The organism is Agaribacterium haliotis (assembly GCF_002312815.1).
Taxonomy (GTDB): domain Bacteria; phylum Pseudomonadota; class Gammaproteobacteria; order Pseudomonadales; family Cellvibrionaceae; genus Agaribacterium; species Agaribacterium haliotis.
The window spans coordinates 135,169-152,424 of record NZ_NKQJ01000001.1 but is presented as its reverse complement, the minus strand read 5'-3'; the positions used below and the strand labels follow the sequence as shown (position 1 = coordinate 152,424).

The following is a 17,256-nucleotide window of genomic DNA, read 5'->3' as shown; positions in this document are numbered from 1 at the left end:
GGGAACCTGACAGCCCGGGTTAAAAAAAGGGTAACTGTCAGCTCAGGTCTGAGCTACTACATCATAGGATCCATTGAAGGTCCTGACCTTGACGGCTTTTGTGAAGGCTCTAGCTTTTGTTGCAGATGCTTTTCCAGTTTAAAAGTATGTCCAAATTCATCTAGCCGCATACATTTCGTAACCTTTCCATCTTTGCTGATTCCTGCAACGAATCCAAATCCACTGGAGCTCTTTCCACCAGAGTTGTTTTTAAAACTGACAAACTCACGCACATAGTTGAAGAAACTATCAATATCGGTTCCTCGGGACAGAGCGTCATCAATGTGTATTGGTTCCTCCGTGAAGTATCCTTGGCACACCAGCTCAATGTCTTTTCCTGCATTTTCCCCATAGATTATGAGGTGGTGATCGCTGGCATTGAGCAAGCTGCGTTTTGCTTGTTTGAAATCAGAAAATTTTCGGCATTCATCATTTATAGAAGACTCGTTTTTCTTGAACTCTATGAGGATCCACCGATCTTCCTTTCCAAGTATTGTATCTCCGGCACGTTCTTTATCGCCGTCTAGAGGTGCGACAAATGAGTCCAGTTCTACGTATTTTTTAACGAAGTAATATTCGACGGTTTTTTCCCACCATATAATACTCATGGAAGTGTAATCTCCTCTCTTGTTGTAAATAGCGTTTGGATACAACGTTACGAATAGCAAAATCTAGTGCTAATAAAAAATCATCTTTTGTTTTTAGTTCAAAATACTCTTTCATTTTTTTAATTGTGAACAGTGGTGCCGGTACAGACACAAAGTTCGAAAAATTGTCTTGAAGAATGCCAGCTCTCACAGACTTAGTTAATTGAATAAGTTGATCGATTGGCTCTTTCAAGAAAGTCGTATCTCCAGTCTTATCTGAGGTCCTTCGCTTTTTAATGGGAGTAGGGAAGAGCTGCGTACTTTTCGATATCTGCAAAGCTAACAGATTCTTGGTCAACAGCTCGGCTTTCGCACAAATCAAGCAACTTCTGTACGTTCATGTCCGAACATTGCCAAGTGTTTTGGTTAGGTTTGGATACCAAATCGTTGTAGGCATGGTGGTTGTCAGTGCTCTCTATCATGGCGCGCATGGGGTGGTAGAGCCCGCTAAGTCGGAGCTGGGAGATCTTAGACCTTAGCCGCCAGTAGATCTGAAAACCTTCGCGATCAAAGTCGCCCCAAAAATAAATTTCGGAATGCTGAAGTAAATGTTCAATCGGTGGAGGAGTCCCCTGACGCACCAGAGCTGTTAGTCGATTACCCCCCTCTATAAGACTTGCTAGCTGACCGCCATACTCATTACCGGAACGGGAAAGCCCGTAGCCAAATGTTGCGATCCAGGCAATCTTGCTTCCTATTTGGGTCTGAAGCGCCGCTTCCATTGCCTGCGGATTTTCCACCAACACAACGCACGCTGGCGAGCTTGGCCCTGCGGTGATGATATAGGAGGGTGGTCCAATAAGCGGGTCAAGGTTAATTCCAAACTTGCGAAGCAAGGGAGATGGGAGTGCGTCGAGCAGCTTGGAGCTGCCAAGGAGATATTTGGCGCTTACCAAATATCGAGACTGCCCGTTTAGTTGCGGTAGGTCCTTTCGCAAGGTCAAAAGGCCACTCAAAAGACGCTTCATATCGTCTACCGCCAGTCCTTCCACCTTGTCACTCAGTGCAATCAACACTTCTTGATCTGCAGGATCGACTCCCATGTCATGCATGACGCCAATCCAAACCTCTTCACATGGTGATCGCACTTGTTGAATTAAAAGCTCGACGCGCCCTATGGGTTCACCACGATGCCAATCTTTACAACACACTTCGCCGGTATCGCGTAACTCCCTAAGGCCGTTGATAACTTCATTCCGATGAAGCCCTGTTTTGCTGCACAGACGATCAACCAGGCGGTCGCTCCGAACGGATGTTTTGTTGCCAACGGACAGCGCGCTTCTCAGCCTGCTAACAGCATCCATCAGCTGATGACCTGCGGTGGTGGAATACGGCGGATCTGAGCGGTACGCAGAGCCATCTCATCAGAAGTGCTTTCACGAAAGCTAACCCAGCCTTTGCCACTATCTCCTGTCTTGCCATTCCCTTCGTTCTTGCCAATTATGAAGACTGGAAACTTATCAAAATCATTCTGGTAGTGAGGGTTATGGATAAGGCCTATAAGCTGGAAACTTCCTCGTGTACTTTCGATGCCGGCCATAGAACTATCAATCAGCTCGCGGTTTGATAGGTTCGAAAATAGGCCATCGATTAGCATGATATTTACAGACATCTCTCTAGCCTTTTGCTGCGAGCGACGTGATGATAGGCGCTTAGCTTCTCGCTCAATAGCGAATTCAGCCAATCGTATTGCCCACATAAGCGATAACGCGGCTTTCTGACCTTCACTGAGGTTTTCGTTAAACTCATGTTCGTCGCCGGCACCGCGTATCGAGGTGTTTACGTAGGTTATGGTTGGCTGAGAAAAGATCGTTTGGTAAAGCTTTGTTCGAATCAACGAGCGCAGCGATTCGTGGTAGTCTTCATTGTCTTCTGAACGCGCCCCTTGTTTTTCACGTTCACGACGCTGTCTTTCAAGGATATCTACTTCCTCTACAATGCCATCCATCAGTCGCTGTATTCCTGTTCTGTCAAGGACTTCGGCTTCCACGTTGAAATACGAGGTGTGTTTGCCACGGTTAGACCCGACAACCGAGCGTAAGATTTCAAGATCCAATGCTGCATATTCAATAAGGTGTGCGAGACGACTACTTACTAGCTGCCGTGACTCTCTTTCGGAAGATTCATATTGGCGTAACAATTCTTTGGATCGTGAGAGTTGTTCCAAGATCCCCTCGTAAAGCGTTCGCACTTTGGGTATATCCGCGACACCACTAATTTCATTCAGGGTTTGAATTTCGACTGGCTTTAGGCCGGAGGGTGTATTGGTAATCCCTTTGGCTAAGTCCACAAATGCCTTACCTTTTTTTAGCAGATCATCTTTTGCTCGTCCTAAATCGCCTGCTTTACGATCGATATCGATTTCTTCCAGTTCGCCCGACAGGGCGTCTGCAATTACTTTGACCGCTTCGGGCTCGTCTTTAATGTCTGCATTGAGAAGTTTTTCGCATTGTTCAATTAATGGATCTTCGTTTAAATCAAGATGGCTGTGGTTGGTGGCATCCGCACTTAGCTTGGCTACCTTTCGATATCTCTTAAGTGCTAATAGCGCTAACTTATCGATACTCTCCATCGCACTGCGCAGTTGAGGGACGGACTCAGACAACTTGTCCCGTTCAATACGCGCGGCGTCACGCTTTCCTTTCGTTTCCTCGATCTGGCGGGAAACCTCCCCAAGCTGCTGCGACAGCTTATCCACTTGGTCTTCACTAATGCTGTCTAAATAAGATTGTGCTCCGTCAAAATGTTTGTTGTAGGCATTGCGGCCCTCGGCTGTGGTGACTCCCTGGAGAAGGTCGCGGCGGCGTACATCACGATTAGCCATAAATTCAGGGCCGTCTTTCTCGTAAAACGAGCCAGCGCTGCTAAGCATGACCGCCAAATCGTATGGTAAAATCCTTTCTAATTTTTCGCTCAGGTTAGATACCTGTTCTTCCAGTTCGGACTGTTGATCTTGTCGCTCGGAAATTTGTAGTTCGTAAGCCTGAATTTCAGAAGTCAAATCAATCAGGCGTTTTTGTAGAGAAGTATCCTTTTCTTCGCCGCCAAGTTTTACATAGCTATCAGCAGATCGAATTATGTCGATAACTTGCGGACTGGTGTGCTGACGAAGCTCTTCTATCTTGGATTGGCATTTCTCAAGTTCTTGATTTACCGTTTCGAGCTTTTCGATTTCATTGTCTTGTATGGTTTTTAAAGCCCGCCTAGCTAAGACTGCCGGCTCGCTATTATCATCTATTGATATTGACTCAGTTTGAAGGGTGCCGATGGTCTTTTTCACTGTACTTATCTGAGTGTCAAGCGATTCCTTCTCGCGCTCAACCAGTTGAGGGTCCAGTAAACAAGAGACCGGTCGAGTAATTACACCGGCAGTGGTACCCACCATCAGCTCATCGTTATCGGTATGTTCAATTGGTGCATTCTGGCAATATTCAATAAAGCTACGATAAAGAAAAACCGGTATCTGAGCGCCGGACTCTGCTAACGCTTCCGCTGCTTGTTGCGCTTCGAGTTCAGTAGCGAGCACTGGTGCAAATAGTACTGCAGAGAAAACGCCTAGCACCTCACGTTTGCGCTCATACGCTAGGCCCAGCTCATCAATAACATGATGCAGAACTTTGTATGAAATGTTTTTTTCGCTTAAGCGATCTAGCGCGCTGCACGTAGACGCGTTTGCTGCAATTCGTTCATCTTCAAGGGTTTCACGTTGCTTACAAAGGTCATCTAGCAGCGTGTTTGAGCGATCCAGTTCGACAGCAATCTCGGCTCGACGGGTGGTTATGTTTTTCAGCCATTGTTCTGGAGAAACGGTTTCAGAGACGGTTTCTCTAAATCGATGGAGAGCACTTACGCCCTCCTGAAAGGACTCCTGCTGTTGTTGCAACTTCGAAAGCCGACTCTGGTTAGTATTAAGATCCGTCCTTAGCTTATCTTCCTTTCCTTTGGGGGAAGCAGTACCGAATCGTTCAACGAAATTCTCATAGGCGGTTCGATGTTCAGAAAGCCGTTCCAGCGTCTGACTTGCTTTGTCACGCTCTCCTTGAGCTTCTCGCAACACACCTTGAGTCTTTGAAAGGCCAGCAGTGCATTCTTTGAGTCTGGAAGAAATGGAGCGTATTGACTCAGAAAGAGCATGCTTTTCGGCCTTTTTCTGCTCGAGAGTTTCTGCCGGTATGCATTCTTTACCATACTTAGAGACATATTCCTTCCACGCATCAAAGTGCTCATTAAGTTTCGCTTCAAGAATGGAGAAGTTGCTCATCGCTTCCTGTGCAGAGCTGAGCTTGTCCCTCACAATGACAGCTGTTTTCCTCGGTGATTTAAGCTCTTCCTCACTAAACAGGCCTGACTCGACTAAGCCCGTATAAAGGCCTTCGTTTGTTTCCATTCGGGTTTGCTGTTGTTGAAGTCGAAGCTGGTCTTGCCGTAAGTTCTCAAGTTTATCATCAAGGTCACGCTCATCCTGTTTTAGCTGCTTGAGATCAGCCTCATGCTCCACGTATAGCTGGCGGTAGGGATTGGTATCTGCGTAGGTATCAAACCAGAAAACCGCATCTTCTAAATGGTTTATGGCGGCTTCATTGGTCAGCCCATGGCTCATTGAGGAAGTGGCTTTTAGCAAGGCTTTTGCCCCTTCTATTGAGTATGAGCTGAGTTTATGACCTCCTCTCTGAGGTTTTTGTATTTCAAGGTCACAGGAAATATCGATGGCTTGCGAGACTTCATGGCTTGGAATGCTGTTTCTAACTGCCCTCTGTGTGACTACTTTTGTAGCTTCACCGGTTAAAGCGGCTATACCTCGATTCAGAATCCTGACTTCGCTACGCCCAGGCTCAATCACAAGCTGCTTGGCTATATCGCCTACTAGCCCATCAGGTAGAGAAGACTTTGGCACTCCAAGCAATCGCCCTTTACCGACCAACTCACTCAAAACCTGAACGTCATGTTGTATTTTTGCCAAGTGGCGGTCGTACTCACGCTGTTTTTCTTCAACCTCATCGGCGACACTCATTACTTTGGTGAGCTGTCTCATACCTGCCTCTAGCTCATCGGTCTCCACGCGCTTTGCGGCAGTGTCTTGTTTGGCCTTTACCGTACTGAAAACAGACCGTTCTACTGAATCCTCAAGGCTTACTTCTCCTTCCTCGCCCTCCCGATCCATTATTCCTTCCATAATTGCGGGTGCTAATACTTTGTAAAAGAAGACCTCAGCATAGCTCTGACCTGGCCGAGTCTTTATTTCATACAGCAGAGCACTTTTGTCTTGTCCGCCTCGTTTCTGGAAGTCCGTCATTTGGCGGATAGTCGATTGGGGGAGGTTAACCTTCAGTGCCAGCGCTTCCTCCCATTCATCTTCATGCGGGCTCATTACCAGCCCGGAAAGAGCCTTTCGGTTTTGCACAAATTTTTCATTGCTGAGTAAGGTTCTTTGCTTTCCATCATCTGTGCCAATAGGAAGTTCTTCTAGCCTGCCGTTGTAATAGTAATAATTCACTCCCTGATCGCCTAAATAGCCGTACATACCGAAGACCCAGTGCTCGCCATTCACTTCATTGCCTTGGGCGGTAATGAAGTCGGATTGTCCTGTATTGGCCAAAGGCCTTATCAACTCGACTTGTATGTGCGACCAGGTTCCCACAGATTTCGGGCTAAATTTCTTTTTGGTGCGACTTACCAAAGTATGATCACGAGACAGTACGGCCAGCATGGCCTCAGACAGAGTAGTTTTACCGCCCCCGTTGGTGAGGTTTACTGCTGTAGATTGCCCCCGAAAGTCGAGGCATTCGTAGCGAAAGCGCGGGGACCACTTTTTGCGCTTGCCATCACCGTAAAAGTTCAGCATATTGCTAATGGCTAAGCGGTTAATTAATCCCATCAGTCAACTCCTCTGTGTCTTTGTCTTCACTGTTAGGGGCAACAATATTCACTATGTTATCTAGGGTGTTGTCGATGGGTATGCGTAACGATTTATCGTAGTGCTCTGCAATTTCATATGCACCCAGCAAGGTTTGTTGGTATTCGTTCTTTTCAGATTCTTGAACAAGACCCGCTGCTGCCATCAGTTTCAAAAAGGCGCTAACTCGGCGGGATACATCCTTTCCTTTTTCGCCATCAAGAATTTTAACGACTTTTGATGATGCGCCATCACTAAGACCCATATGTCGAATGTGAGCAATATGTTCCAGAACGGACTCTTCAAGAATCTCTCTTGAAAATGTCGCGTCCACATAGCTGGATACCTCAGAAACACCTCGGCCAGCCCGGGTATAGATAAGGGAGAGGTAAATCAGCCAAATATGTAGAAACCAAACTGCTGACGTTTCGCGACTGTCCTTGCCGCGGATGTTCATCTCTGAATAGACTTTCTCAGTTGATAGAAAGCTCGAAGTTGAAACTTCGCCACTTCGTGCCAAAATCCATACTCGACCAGCCACAGCAACGCCGCGAGTCAGATCATCAAACTCGACCAACTTGAACCCTTGTGGAGCAAGAAATTCGTTGAATTTTTCCAGTTGATCGATTGATGCACTTCTTAGGATCGAGGCAACCAGAGTTTCATCCGGCCTACTTTTACGAAGTTGCGGTTTGGATTCAATGGATCGGTGTTTCAGTAAATAGTGGTAAACACGTCCAATTTCTTCCATTTCCACGTAGTTAACCCTCTCTTGCCATTAAGAATGGCTTTTTAGCCAATGTAAAATAAGATCATCCCCTTCGAGCCGGTTGCCATCTGGGAGCTGAATATCCAAAGCGTTTGGTACAACGGAGACGGCTAATTCGCTGTTTGTATCATCTAGCCACTCAGGGGATGCATAAACGCCGATAAGTTGTGGTAGTGCATCGAAATCCTCTATCGTGAGCCAACCCTTTTCTACGGCTGAGCTTAGAGGGACTGGACCAACGCTAAGCTGAGAAAGAATTTCTTCACGGTAGGCAGAAAGGAAGCGCTCAATAAGGGAGGGGAGTTCATCAACAGCCTCGTCATCAAAGACGAGAGTGGTGTTGGAATCTTCCTCCTGCTGAAGGCTGAGTATTCCTGAAAAGTCCAAAGGCGATGGGGCAGCGATATCTGCACTCCAGGGGCCCAGTCCGGCGATACATAGATCTGTAATAGAATCCGAGCATGGGTGAAAGGCAAGTCCAACAGCGGCCAAATCAAAGCGCACGAGCCCAATAACTTCACGTTTGGATGACGCCAGGACAGACACCAGCTTCTGAAATTTTCGACTGAGCCGTTCAATGGCCTGCAGTATCTCTGTGAACGATTGGGTGATTGTATAAGGGGTAAATGACTTACCGATCTCGGTTTCAAGCCAACGAGAGTATTGCTCCTTCGTCTGTTTGGTATTGAATTGTTCGCTGGCTGCTTCGACGGAGCTCTGGACCTCCGTGATTACTTTCATGTAGTCGTCTCGATGTTCAGAGAAGTCGCTCAACAAATCTTCCATATGCTGACGCTCCAAGAGCAGAGTGATCTCTTTCGAAAAACGACGGATTTGAGATATCAGCCCCTCAGCTAACTGTGGAATGTCGGCAAACGCACCATAGTCTATAGCTCTCTCCAGCTTACCTGCATCATCTGCGGCATAGAGCCAGTTTTGGGCTGCCTGAGATAGGAGAACCGCTCTTGTACCTGACGTGCTGAGTCGGCATCTGTCTCGTCGATTGGTGTTCCTAGGCCACTCTACTAAGGTGGTTTCGCGCTTATAGGTTTGACGTTGTAGTACACCGTTTTCCCCATCCTTGAGCGTAATAAGTCGAGTGGGAGTTGCTAGATAATTAGCCACGAAAATAATATCGTCGCGCGTAACGTCATGCAGTTGAGTGAGTTCGCTGATGATTCCTTCTAGTGGAACCCATGCCTCATTACTTTCCAAATCTCGTTCATACAAATATTGCAGTAGCCTGGTGCCGAGATCCAACCAAAGCCCCGTACCCGCTCCTCGTCTGCGTTCATCTGGAGCATAAATAGTACCTCCCGCTGTACGATCGGAATCGTGCAAGTCGAGTAATCTTGCAGTTGATGCTAGTAGTACGGGCCACTCCATAAGTGTTAGCTAGCCTTTCGTATTAGTGTCTAGTTACTAGATTGTCTATTATCTAATTGATTGATGCAATAGTTTTGTTCACAATAAGAAACTGCAAACAATCGCAACAGCGCAAACGAATTAGATCTTATTGAGTCGATATGACGACAACAGCATTAAAAAAGTGGGAAGTACAACGCCGCCTGGAGGAGATTGATAGGCAGCTTTACTGGGCGGGGAGCGTAGGGCGGACGGATCTTATCGCTCGATTTGGGATATCTCCGCAGCAGGCTTCTGCCGACCTAAAACTTTACCTAGACAGACTAGGACAAGCGGTACGCTTCAACGGCTCTATCAAACGCTATGTGCCTACTGATAAGTTTCAGCCTGAGTTTATTCAACCCTGTATACAAGATTACATCAGCTGGGCTGGAGAAATAGGGCATGCCGCAACTATAGTTCCCCTCCCATTTCGACGCGCAAATATGGCAGTACTGCAACCGGTTACCATGGCCATACATCAGAGGCGGTCAATCGAAATACGCTATAGATCACTAACAACCCCAGAGGGAACGGTTCGTAGAATTACCCCTCATAGCATCGTCTTTACAGGCACTCGGTACCACGTTCGGGCGTTTTGTCACCGTAGTGAAGAATTCCGTGATTTTGTTTTGGGGAGAATAATTGAGACTTATACTTTTGATGATGCGGGTCCAGGGAAAGATAAAGATGATGCATGGAATACCTTGATTATCGTTCGTATAGGCCCTCATCCTGAGCTTACGGTGGCTCAGCGCACCGTAATTGAGGCGGACTATGCTATGACCGATGGTGAGGCAAAGATTCATATAAAGCAGGCCTTACTGCTCTATCTGCTTGACCAATTCAACTTGTTTGAGCGAGAGAGTGACCGCGCTGCCACAGTTCAACAAATTGTCTTACTAAACCCTGAAATATGTCAGCTGGCTAGAAGTTAAAGATTTGTTTATGTTTCGAAGATTCAACGAGCTTTTCGTGTTTTTCAAAACGACATCCCCTGAGTAAAATGGTTTCCTGTAAGTATTGGTCATGATCATGTCAGTAAAAATTCGCTGCAGTTTCTGGTGAGCTCACGGTTTTGACTGAACGACAAAGCTTGTTGAACCTATATCTATATGAAGTGGACTACATGTAAGCAGTTTATTGCTGTTTAAGCTTATATGAATAATAAGGGTGACGACGGGTAGTTAGTATAGAAATGATAAAAAAGTAACTACAGCCCCTCTAGTTTGGTATTTGGCTTTATTCGATGAACATCGCATTTCCCATTTTTCTGCTTAACGAAAAGTAAGTCAGCAATATCAGGCTGAAGTGAGTCAATAACCTTCTTGATTTGTTCCACGGCATTCCGTTGTTCTAGAACACTAATCTCTTCTTTAAGTTGTTTTGTTTCTTCGACAAGCTCATCTTTATTTTTTGCGATAGGTCCTCGGCTCTTCGATGTTCTGGTTTTGGCGATGCGCATTTCTTTAGCTTTGGCAAGTTCTGCATTGACTTCAGTTAAGTAACCTTTAAAGGCGTTAGAGTAAGTCGAAGTTGACAGCAGTGTGACCCTACTAATGCCTATTTCTTTTGCTATTTCTGAGCCTGAAATCTGATAAGTTTTTTTTGCTCGATAATCTGATGGCTTGAGATGTTTGCTAATGTAAGCAAGGCGCTCGCCTTTGATTCGTTTGACTAACTTCCAGGCTTGATAGGATGCGTTTGATTTGTTAACCCAGTCTGGCAGTTTCTCGGGGAGTTCGCTTTCATTTTTTAGAAGGTCTTCGAAATATTCCACTTTTAGGAGCCCTGGTACTGGATTATAGTTTCGTCATAACGATGGATTATCGGATGCGTTGAATTTAGCTCGGATATTCGTTTTCTAGCCTGCTTTAGGTATTCAATAGAAGGAGTAACAAGGGATGGAGGGATTTCCGCGTCGGATGCGGATTCCACCAAGTTGATGTGCTGCCATGAGTGAAACACAACGTAGTCAATATTTGATGAGTTCATAAGGAAGTTTACACACCCTAGGCACAGTTCTGGGGATGCATCATGCGGGTTTGCAACTTCATCATTTGCACATCTTGCAATGCTAGATGTTCCTTTCATGTTTATGCAGTATCCCCATGGGTTTGCTTTGATACTGTCGACTTCGTTAAGCGTAAATTTTCTGATGGCTTCATCAATGCTAGATAGGTTATTTATAGCAGTATTTTTGAAAACTCTGTTTAGAAACCGATCAAATTTACCAGCGGTGTCAGATCCTTGTTTTAGAAGCCAGTTTTTTAGTAATGCACTAGACACTCTGATTTTCATGCCTTCTAGGATTCTGGTGTTGTCTTTGTTTCTAATATAGGCTAGCCACATGCTCTTGGATATGTGTTTGAAGTTGCTTCTTATCATCCAGCCTACATCACCATCAAATCGCCTGAAGACGGCTTCAGCCCATATATGCCTAAATGCATGCGGAGTAGGGTATAGGCAATCGTCAACAACTGATGCAGAACACTGAGCTGCGAAAACTTTGTTTTTCAGCGTGCTGTCAGGCTGGCTAAGAATTAGTGACTTTGTCTGTTCTGGAAGATATTTATCAAGTAAATGATAGATAGTCTGGTTGTCGTTACCTCTTTCATTTCTCACTAGGTTGGGTTCGCGGAGGTATTGCCTGTAGTTCAATAGCCAATCTTTCTTCACTGTAAATGAACTGCGCATCAATATAAATTGTACTCGTTCACGCTCAGAGTCAAATCTGTCCAACGCAATTTTCAGTTGATAATCATTTTCTACTTCTTTATATGCTTGGGTATTTATCTTCTTCGAGATAGCCTCTAGTTCTTTGTTTTCATTTTGTGTTAGGTCACATCCCTCATTGATTTTATCTTTTAGGTAATTGTTCCGATCGATTTCTCGACGCATCGTGAATGGTTTGAAGTGATCAAGAAATGTCGCCCAGTTAAATTTTACTGCATGAGAAACTGCGGAGTAGGAAGAATTTTTATCGCAAGGATCATTTTTGCTTGAGTGTGTTTTATATAGGGCGGGGTAACCGTTCTGAGTGGAATTAATCTTTGACAGCCTAATAATGTATTCGTAAACTCCTTGAGTTATTTCGCGTTGCTGAAATTTGTCGCCATGAGTTTTAAAGACTCTCCAGTTTACTTTGTGCCGAAAAGGATGAGAGTACTGATCAATAATGTCGGTGTTTTTGAAGGAGATAACAGAGTTCAATCCGAAGCCATACTCGCTGCCTCGCCATCCTGTTAAAGCAGTAATTACTGTTAGGCCTGCTGACGCTACCTTATTTACGAGTGTTAGAGCGTCGGGTTTAGAAATTGAATTAGGATCGTTTATTATGCCTATTTCTTCGTAATATTCTTTGGTTGGGAGAGTGTTTTTTACTTTTGTGGTATTTAGTTTTTTTATGGCTGAGTGGAAATCATCAATGGTCGTGTCAAAATGTGATTCCTTGAGTAAATCTTCTACCTTTTTCAAATTATTTTCAAAGATATAACAGAAGAGAATGACCTTTAGTCTGTCAAGTTCAGCTTTAGCATTCTTCTTTTTTAAATCAATACCCATATCTTTTGCAATTGACCTTGCGGATTGGGTAGAGAGTAGGTGTTTGCTTTTTAAGCTGCCCTTGGTCAGAGTTGCATATCTGTCATTTATTGTTTCTTTTAGGTTTTTAATTCTGTAATCGTTATATTTTTTGTATTTAGGGTTGTTTATTACGTTTCTTCCACTAAGGAGGGCATAAAAAATTTGTATTGTGTTTTTGTTCGAGATTAAGCCAGATTCGGAAATGATATCATCTCTGCAATTGATTATTTCCGATAGCGCACATGCGATTTCGTAGTTGTCTTTGAAGAAGTTATCTAGGTATTCAATGTAATACTGGCCATAATCGAGCGGCAAATTATTAAAAGTTCCTCCGGCACTCCAATCACTGTATGTAAGCTCTCCTGCAGATGTGATTTCAATCGCTTTCTCTAAATATTTTTCTATGCGGGCCGTTTTTAAACCTCTTGGTAAAATGGGCGGAAGGCCATAATATTCTAGTGAGTGGTTAATTCTAGATAAATGTAATATGAGTGGCTTTGATCCGAATGATCGTGGACTGACTCTTTGGTGGGTAATCCCGGAATTATCTATTCCGGTCATCAGATAGTATTCTAGGAAAGGCTGAATGTCCGAAAGTTCAAGCTCACGCTTTTTTACGTCTACCATGTAGTAGATAAGCAAGATAATCATGTCCCTTAGCGCAAAGAAGTAGTCATTAACGCCTTTGTTGGAGTTGATGTTATCGATTGTCAGCACTTTACATAAGTTTGTTGGTTCGATACTGTTCGCTATGCAGTAAATGTTTTTTGATGCGATACTGTTTTGGATTCGGATATGGCAGGTAACCTCATCTAGCTTCCATACCTCCGATTCAAATCCAGAAGGTGCTCCTTTGTCATCAAAGCTTCCCCCGAGGGCTTTGAATTGACTTTTTATCATCCAAGTGTTTTTTGGGGTTATCTTGGTGGTAGTTGTCATGCAGATTCCCCAGAGTTTAGTTGGTTTAAGAAGAGGCTTGGAAGTACATGTCTTATTTTGTTTAGTTTCTCTGACGCTGATCTAACGATCTTCGGTGAGAACTTCTCGATGCAGTAGTGCATCCATTCAGATTTGATAAGAACCGTTTCGAAGAAAAAAATATCGTTTCTTTCTATTAACGATTTTTGATATTTGTATGCTTGTTCAATGAAATAAAGCATTTGTACAGCAGTATCTTCAGATTCGATGACTATTAATTCTCCTTCTAGATGGTTAAGGTTTGTGCTCTTGTTATTGTCAGAATTAATCCCTGCATTGCTTTTTACAATTTTTGTAGAAAGCTGCATTTCTGATGTCAAATGTTTGATTCTGCGAAGAATTGGATTGTAGACTTCATTTTCTAGCTCTGCCATCACCATCCTGGAGATTCTCCCGCTCTGGTTTATCCACTCTTTATTATCATCCGTCATGTATCTCAATTTCTCAGTCAAAGGGTCATGTGAATTGGAGTTCACTAAGTCACCATCTCTGTATTTATCACTTCTGGAGTAGACTGAAGTGTTTTTTATATGAGATGGCGTTATGAAGGATTGAGGTAATGGAAATTCAACTGACATTTGGTATTCGTCATATTGAGCCTGTTTGCCATTTTTTTTCATGTTTGAGGTGTAGCTTTGGAAGTCCATAAGTTGCGCTTTGGAAAGGCAGCGTAAGGCTTTAAATACGATATTTTTTTTCTTTGATTTATCGATCACCTTCCCGAAATTATCATTCCATATAAGTTTCATAAAGTGGATTATTGGATTGCTGTTTTCCGTTGTTCTACCGGAATAGAAGGGGTTGGAGAATTTTCTATTTTTATTGATGTCGCGTGAATTGAACAGTCTTTTTTGATCCTGGGGAATTGTTTGAAGGTACATGTTTGTGGCCATCAATACGACATCTTTTCCAGTTAGCATGGGAGTCTCGTAGAACCTATCGGATCTTCCCTTGAAATATTTAATTTGTAAGGTTTTTATTCTGCCCAGCTCATTTCTTTTAATCGCTAAATTATTCCTCCTTGTATTTGCCGCATCACTAGGCTGTACTGCGAGAGAAACTATTAGCCAGTACATTAATAGCTCCTCTGTTTCTGATGTTGAGTCTAACAATAGGCTGGGTCTGAGAAATGGGTAGCCGGAGTTTATGTTTTTCAACTCATCTCTAAAGTTGTAACTTGGCGTGGATTCGACTTTTGTTAATATATCTTTTAGCCGGTTGCCTTTTACACACTCACACAAAATTACGTTGAATAGCGGTGAACTTGTATCTTGAAGCTCGTTTTTAGCGATATTCAATAAGTCGGAGTAAAGGTATGCAATAGCTCTAGAAGATTTCAGGTTATTGTTTGAAGCCTTAAAATACGCTTTTTTGATACCTTTGCTTAGGTTGAATGCGGTTCTTGCTTGAATGAGGTAGATTAGAGCTTCACTCACTAAGGTTCTAAATGATCGGTGCACTCGTTTGGGGCTCTCGAAGATCAGATAATCTTCGCCAAGTTCTTGCCTTAACCACTGCTGTTTGGTGAACCATTCTGAAATGTGGACAGAGTTCGTAGATCCATCGCCGCGATCTAGCCTAGCGTTTTGATCTACTTTTTTTAGAAATTGGTATTGATTCCGCAGTTCTAGCCTTGGTGATACCCTTTTTATGATCGTCTTTATCTGGTGAGAGTAACAACTTTGAGGCTTTCGGCCGAGAGTATTTATTTCGTACTCTTGATATTCATTCAGAATACCAACTTCCACGTCTTGTTGGTTATTTAACCAGTTAGTGAAGCATTTTATTGAGTTTATGTAACATGTGGTGTTTTTGAGATCTACAAACCATGGCTCACTTAGCAGCTGATTGAATGCCATTATGAAGAATAGCCCGCGCTCATTAAGGGAGTGATATTCGACAATAGTTGATCCATCCCAAATAACACGATTTGAGTGATAGAGCTGCTCATTGGTTTTTGGTTCTTTAGGTGAAAGCTTTGGATAGCTTCTCGTAGCTAGAGTTTTCAATTGTCTATTCCTTCACCCCTTCGAGTTCGAGCATAACTTCTCTTAGTCGTATATACCGCAATGTGGTGGAAGGAGGGCGCCCGTTTCTATCGTGAGCGTGCCCTAATGACTCTGCGACAACAATCAATGCAGCGCTTTCAGACCTGGTTTCTCTGCCCGCGTGATCGAGCAGCTCAGAATGATAAAGCTCTGTAGCGAAGGTATGGCGTAGATCATGGTAGGAAAGGTTTTGATCGAGGAAAGATAGCTCTTTCCTATATTTAGCAAAAATGTCTGAAGCTAGGCGCTTGCTTATAGGAAGTCCTGTTCCTCTTGGATCAGACCTCAAAAATAGCTCATTCGAGGTTTCTAGATGCGCCTTACCTAGAGCTTCGGCCCGCTCCGTTAGATAGTATTCTCTCAAGGCGGTCAGTAAATCACGGTTTATTTGTATAAATCTTGATCTTCCGCGTTTTGCGTAGCCACCCCGTAAGCGATAAGTAAACTTTTCTTTATGTCGTAATGATGATGCGTCTAATTGCTCGAATAGATCCAGTAAGCTTCGTTCGACTTGTTCCCCTTGAGGCGCATGCCCTTATTCTCCATTGCTCTGAGGCCTAACTCGAAACCACATCGAATGATTAACCTGTCTCGCTTGGATACACACCGCTTGAGAATCTCGAATCGTTCCTTGGTGCTGATGTAATTAATGTAAGCACCTGATTGATTGTTGTTTGTCGCTTCTTTCCTCGCTTTGCGAGAAATGCGAATTTCATGAGGCTGTCTAAGCCCCAGAAGAGCTAAAAAGTTAAAGTAAGCAGTAAGTGCTGCTTGGTGATTCGCCAATGAGCTACCAGTAAGTGTGCTTGCTAGATCTCTATTTAGGTAGTCCTGGACAACTCCAGGACTGCAAAGGTATGTGTGATGGATAGATATCTCTTCATCCGTGAGTTCTTTGCTGGCTTGGTTTAAATGTTTGAGGAATCGATAGACATGGTTGATGTACGTGGTTGCAGTAGACTCGGAGATAGGCCCAGATTCAAGTTTCGTCATTGACTGCGTTCCGTCTTCAACTCTTACCATGTGTATTGCTTCGCCGGCCTTATCAAGGTGAATGGCGAACAGTAAAGGCAAAATAACGACGGTTCCTTCGTCGTCAAGGATTACAGGTAAATAGTCAAAGTGATTTTTATCAATCTCGATGTCTTCTAACACTATTTTTTTCATGAGGTACACGCGAGTGTGTTTAAAAATTGATCATTTCAGGGCTGTCACATCTTGTTCTTACATATTCTACTAACAAAATGTGTTATAAAATGTATATCGCAATAAGATCACTACGGCTGGAAGTGGTGGAAGGCCCAGCACGTCGATCGCGAACAAGTTGAGCTTGAGTTAATTGATATCTGGCATTTCGGCATCAGTATCGCGCTGGAGCAAAGCGACGATTACCAAGCCTTAGCGCAAGAGCTTGAGCGCGGTTTGGCTGAAGGTGGCCGCGAGCTTGAATTTCGCGAGGCGGTTGAACATTTTGCCGCGAGCACCTTGCAAACTCGCAGCTTTGATGTGGCGGCGTTTTCAAGCCTTATGTTGATTAGCGGTTTAAGCTTTGAGCGCCTGTTTAGTTCCTACGTCGCCAAGAATGTATTGAATATATTTCGCCAGGACCACGGTTACAAAGACGGTAGCTACGTTAAGACTTGGGCGGGCAAAGAAGACAATGAGCATTTAATGGAAGTTTTGGCCGAGCTCGACGGCGCTGACTACAGCGCAAAACGAATTTACTCAGAGCTCGAACAGCGCTACAGCCAAGTTTGCGAGCATTAAGCTCTGTTTTGGTGCAAATCAGTGCCGTTGCTTGCATATTCAACGCCGTTACACCAATGACTTTTTTCACCAGTGGCTTATAATGCGCGGCGATTGTACATCCGTAACAAATAAATTAGATGGAGA

12 protein-coding genes and 1 pseudogene are annotated in these 17,256 nt (G+C 43.9%); 2 read left to right on the top strand and 11 right to left on the bottom strand.

Going from position 1 to position 17,256, the window contains the following annotated elements:
* Positions 1-56: 56 nt before the first annotated feature.
* The 6 genes from CFK45_RS00680 to CFK45_RS00660 are packed head-to-tail and all read right to left on the bottom strand — an operon-like array spanning position 57 to position 8,689.
* Positions 57-647 carry a hypothetical protein gene (locus tag CFK45_RS00680; protein ID WP_096084477.1) on the bottom strand — a complete coding sequence of 197 codons (591 nt, stop codon included), beginning with the start codon at positions 645-647 and terminating at the stop codon, positions 57-59.
* A complete protein-coding gene (locus CFK45_RS18225) occupies positions 601-879 on the bottom strand; it encodes a hypothetical protein (RefSeq protein ID WP_143247443.1) in 279 nt (92 codons plus the stop codon). Before CFK45_RS18225 ends, CFK45_RS00680 begins: the two co-directional genes overlap by 47 nt.
* Positions 880-919: 40 nt before the next feature.
* Positions 920-1,990, bottom strand: a complete 1,071-nt coding sequence (locus CFK45_RS00675; protein ID WP_096084476.1) for a Wadjet anti-phage system protein JetD domain-containing protein — start codon at positions 1,988-1,990, stop codon at positions 920-922.
* Positions 1,990-6,561, bottom strand: coding sequence for a hypothetical protein (locus tag CFK45_RS00670; protein ID WP_096084475.1), 4,572 nt, complete (start codon positions 6,559-6,561; stop codon positions 1,990-1,992). The genes CFK45_RS00675 and CFK45_RS00670 overlap by 1 nt, the downstream gene beginning before the upstream one ends.
* Positions 6,548-7,336, bottom strand: a complete 789-nt coding sequence (locus CFK45_RS00665) for a hypothetical protein (RefSeq protein ID WP_096084474.1) — start codon at positions 7,334-7,336, stop codon at positions 6,548-6,550. The genes CFK45_RS00670 and CFK45_RS00665 overlap by 14 nt, the downstream gene beginning before the upstream one ends.
* Positions 7,337-7,357: 21 nt before the next feature.
* Positions 7,358-8,689 carry a hypothetical protein gene (locus tag CFK45_RS00660; RefSeq protein ID WP_143247442.1) on the bottom strand — a complete coding sequence of 444 codons (1,332 nt, stop codon included), beginning with the start codon at positions 8,687-8,689 and terminating at the stop codon, positions 7,358-7,360.
* Between the two features lie 185 nt (positions 8,690-8,874).
* On the opposite strand from CFK45_RS00660, the gene CFK45_RS00655 reads away from it, so the two are divergent.
* Positions 8,875-9,690, top strand: coding sequence for a WYL domain-containing transcriptional regulator (locus CFK45_RS00655; RefSeq protein ID WP_096084472.1), 816 nt, complete (start codon positions 8,875-8,877; stop codon positions 9,688-9,690).
* 275 nt (positions 9,691-9,965) lie between these two features.
* On the opposite strand, the gene CFK45_RS00650 is transcribed toward CFK45_RS00655, so the two are convergent.
* The 5 genes from CFK45_RS00650 to CFK45_RS00630 are packed head-to-tail and all read right to left on the bottom strand — an operon-like array spanning position 9,966 to position 16,530.
* Positions 9,966-10,532: a hypothetical protein gene (locus tag CFK45_RS00650; protein ID WP_096084471.1), complete on the bottom strand. Its 567-nt coding sequence runs from the start codon at positions 10,530-10,532 to the stop codon at positions 9,966-9,968.
* 2 nt (positions 10,533-10,534) lie between these two features.
* A complete protein-coding gene (locus tag CFK45_RS00645) occupies positions 10,535-13,276 on the bottom strand; it encodes a hypothetical protein (protein WP_096084470.1) in 2,742 nt (913 codons plus the stop codon).
* The gene (locus CFK45_RS00640) at positions 13,273-15,324 is read right to left on the bottom strand and encodes a hypothetical protein (protein ID WP_143247441.1); all 2,052 of its coding nucleotides are present in this window, start codon (positions 15,322-15,324) and stop codon (positions 13,273-13,275) included. Before CFK45_RS00640 ends, CFK45_RS00645 begins: the two co-directional genes overlap by 4 nt.
* Positions 15,325-15,328: 4 nt before the next feature.
* Positions 15,329-15,859: a tyrosine-type recombinase/integrase gene (locus CFK45_RS18850; protein WP_096084468.1), complete on the bottom strand. Its 531-nt coding sequence runs from the start codon at positions 15,857-15,859 to the stop codon at positions 15,329-15,331.
* Positions 15,838-16,530 carry a site-specific integrase gene (locus tag CFK45_RS00630; RefSeq protein WP_143247440.1) on the bottom strand — a complete coding sequence of 231 codons (693 nt, stop codon included), beginning with the start codon at positions 16,528-16,530 and terminating at the stop codon, positions 15,838-15,840. Before CFK45_RS00630 ends, CFK45_RS18850 begins: the two co-directional genes overlap by 22 nt.
* A 120-nt stretch (positions 16,531-16,650) precedes the next feature.
* Between CFK45_RS00630 and CFK45_RS00625 the strand changes: the two are divergent.
* Positions 16,651-17,130: pseudogene (locus CFK45_RS00625) on the top strand (dUTP diphosphatase); the annotation flags it as partial.
* Between the last annotated feature and the right edge of the window lie 126 nt (positions 17,131-17,256).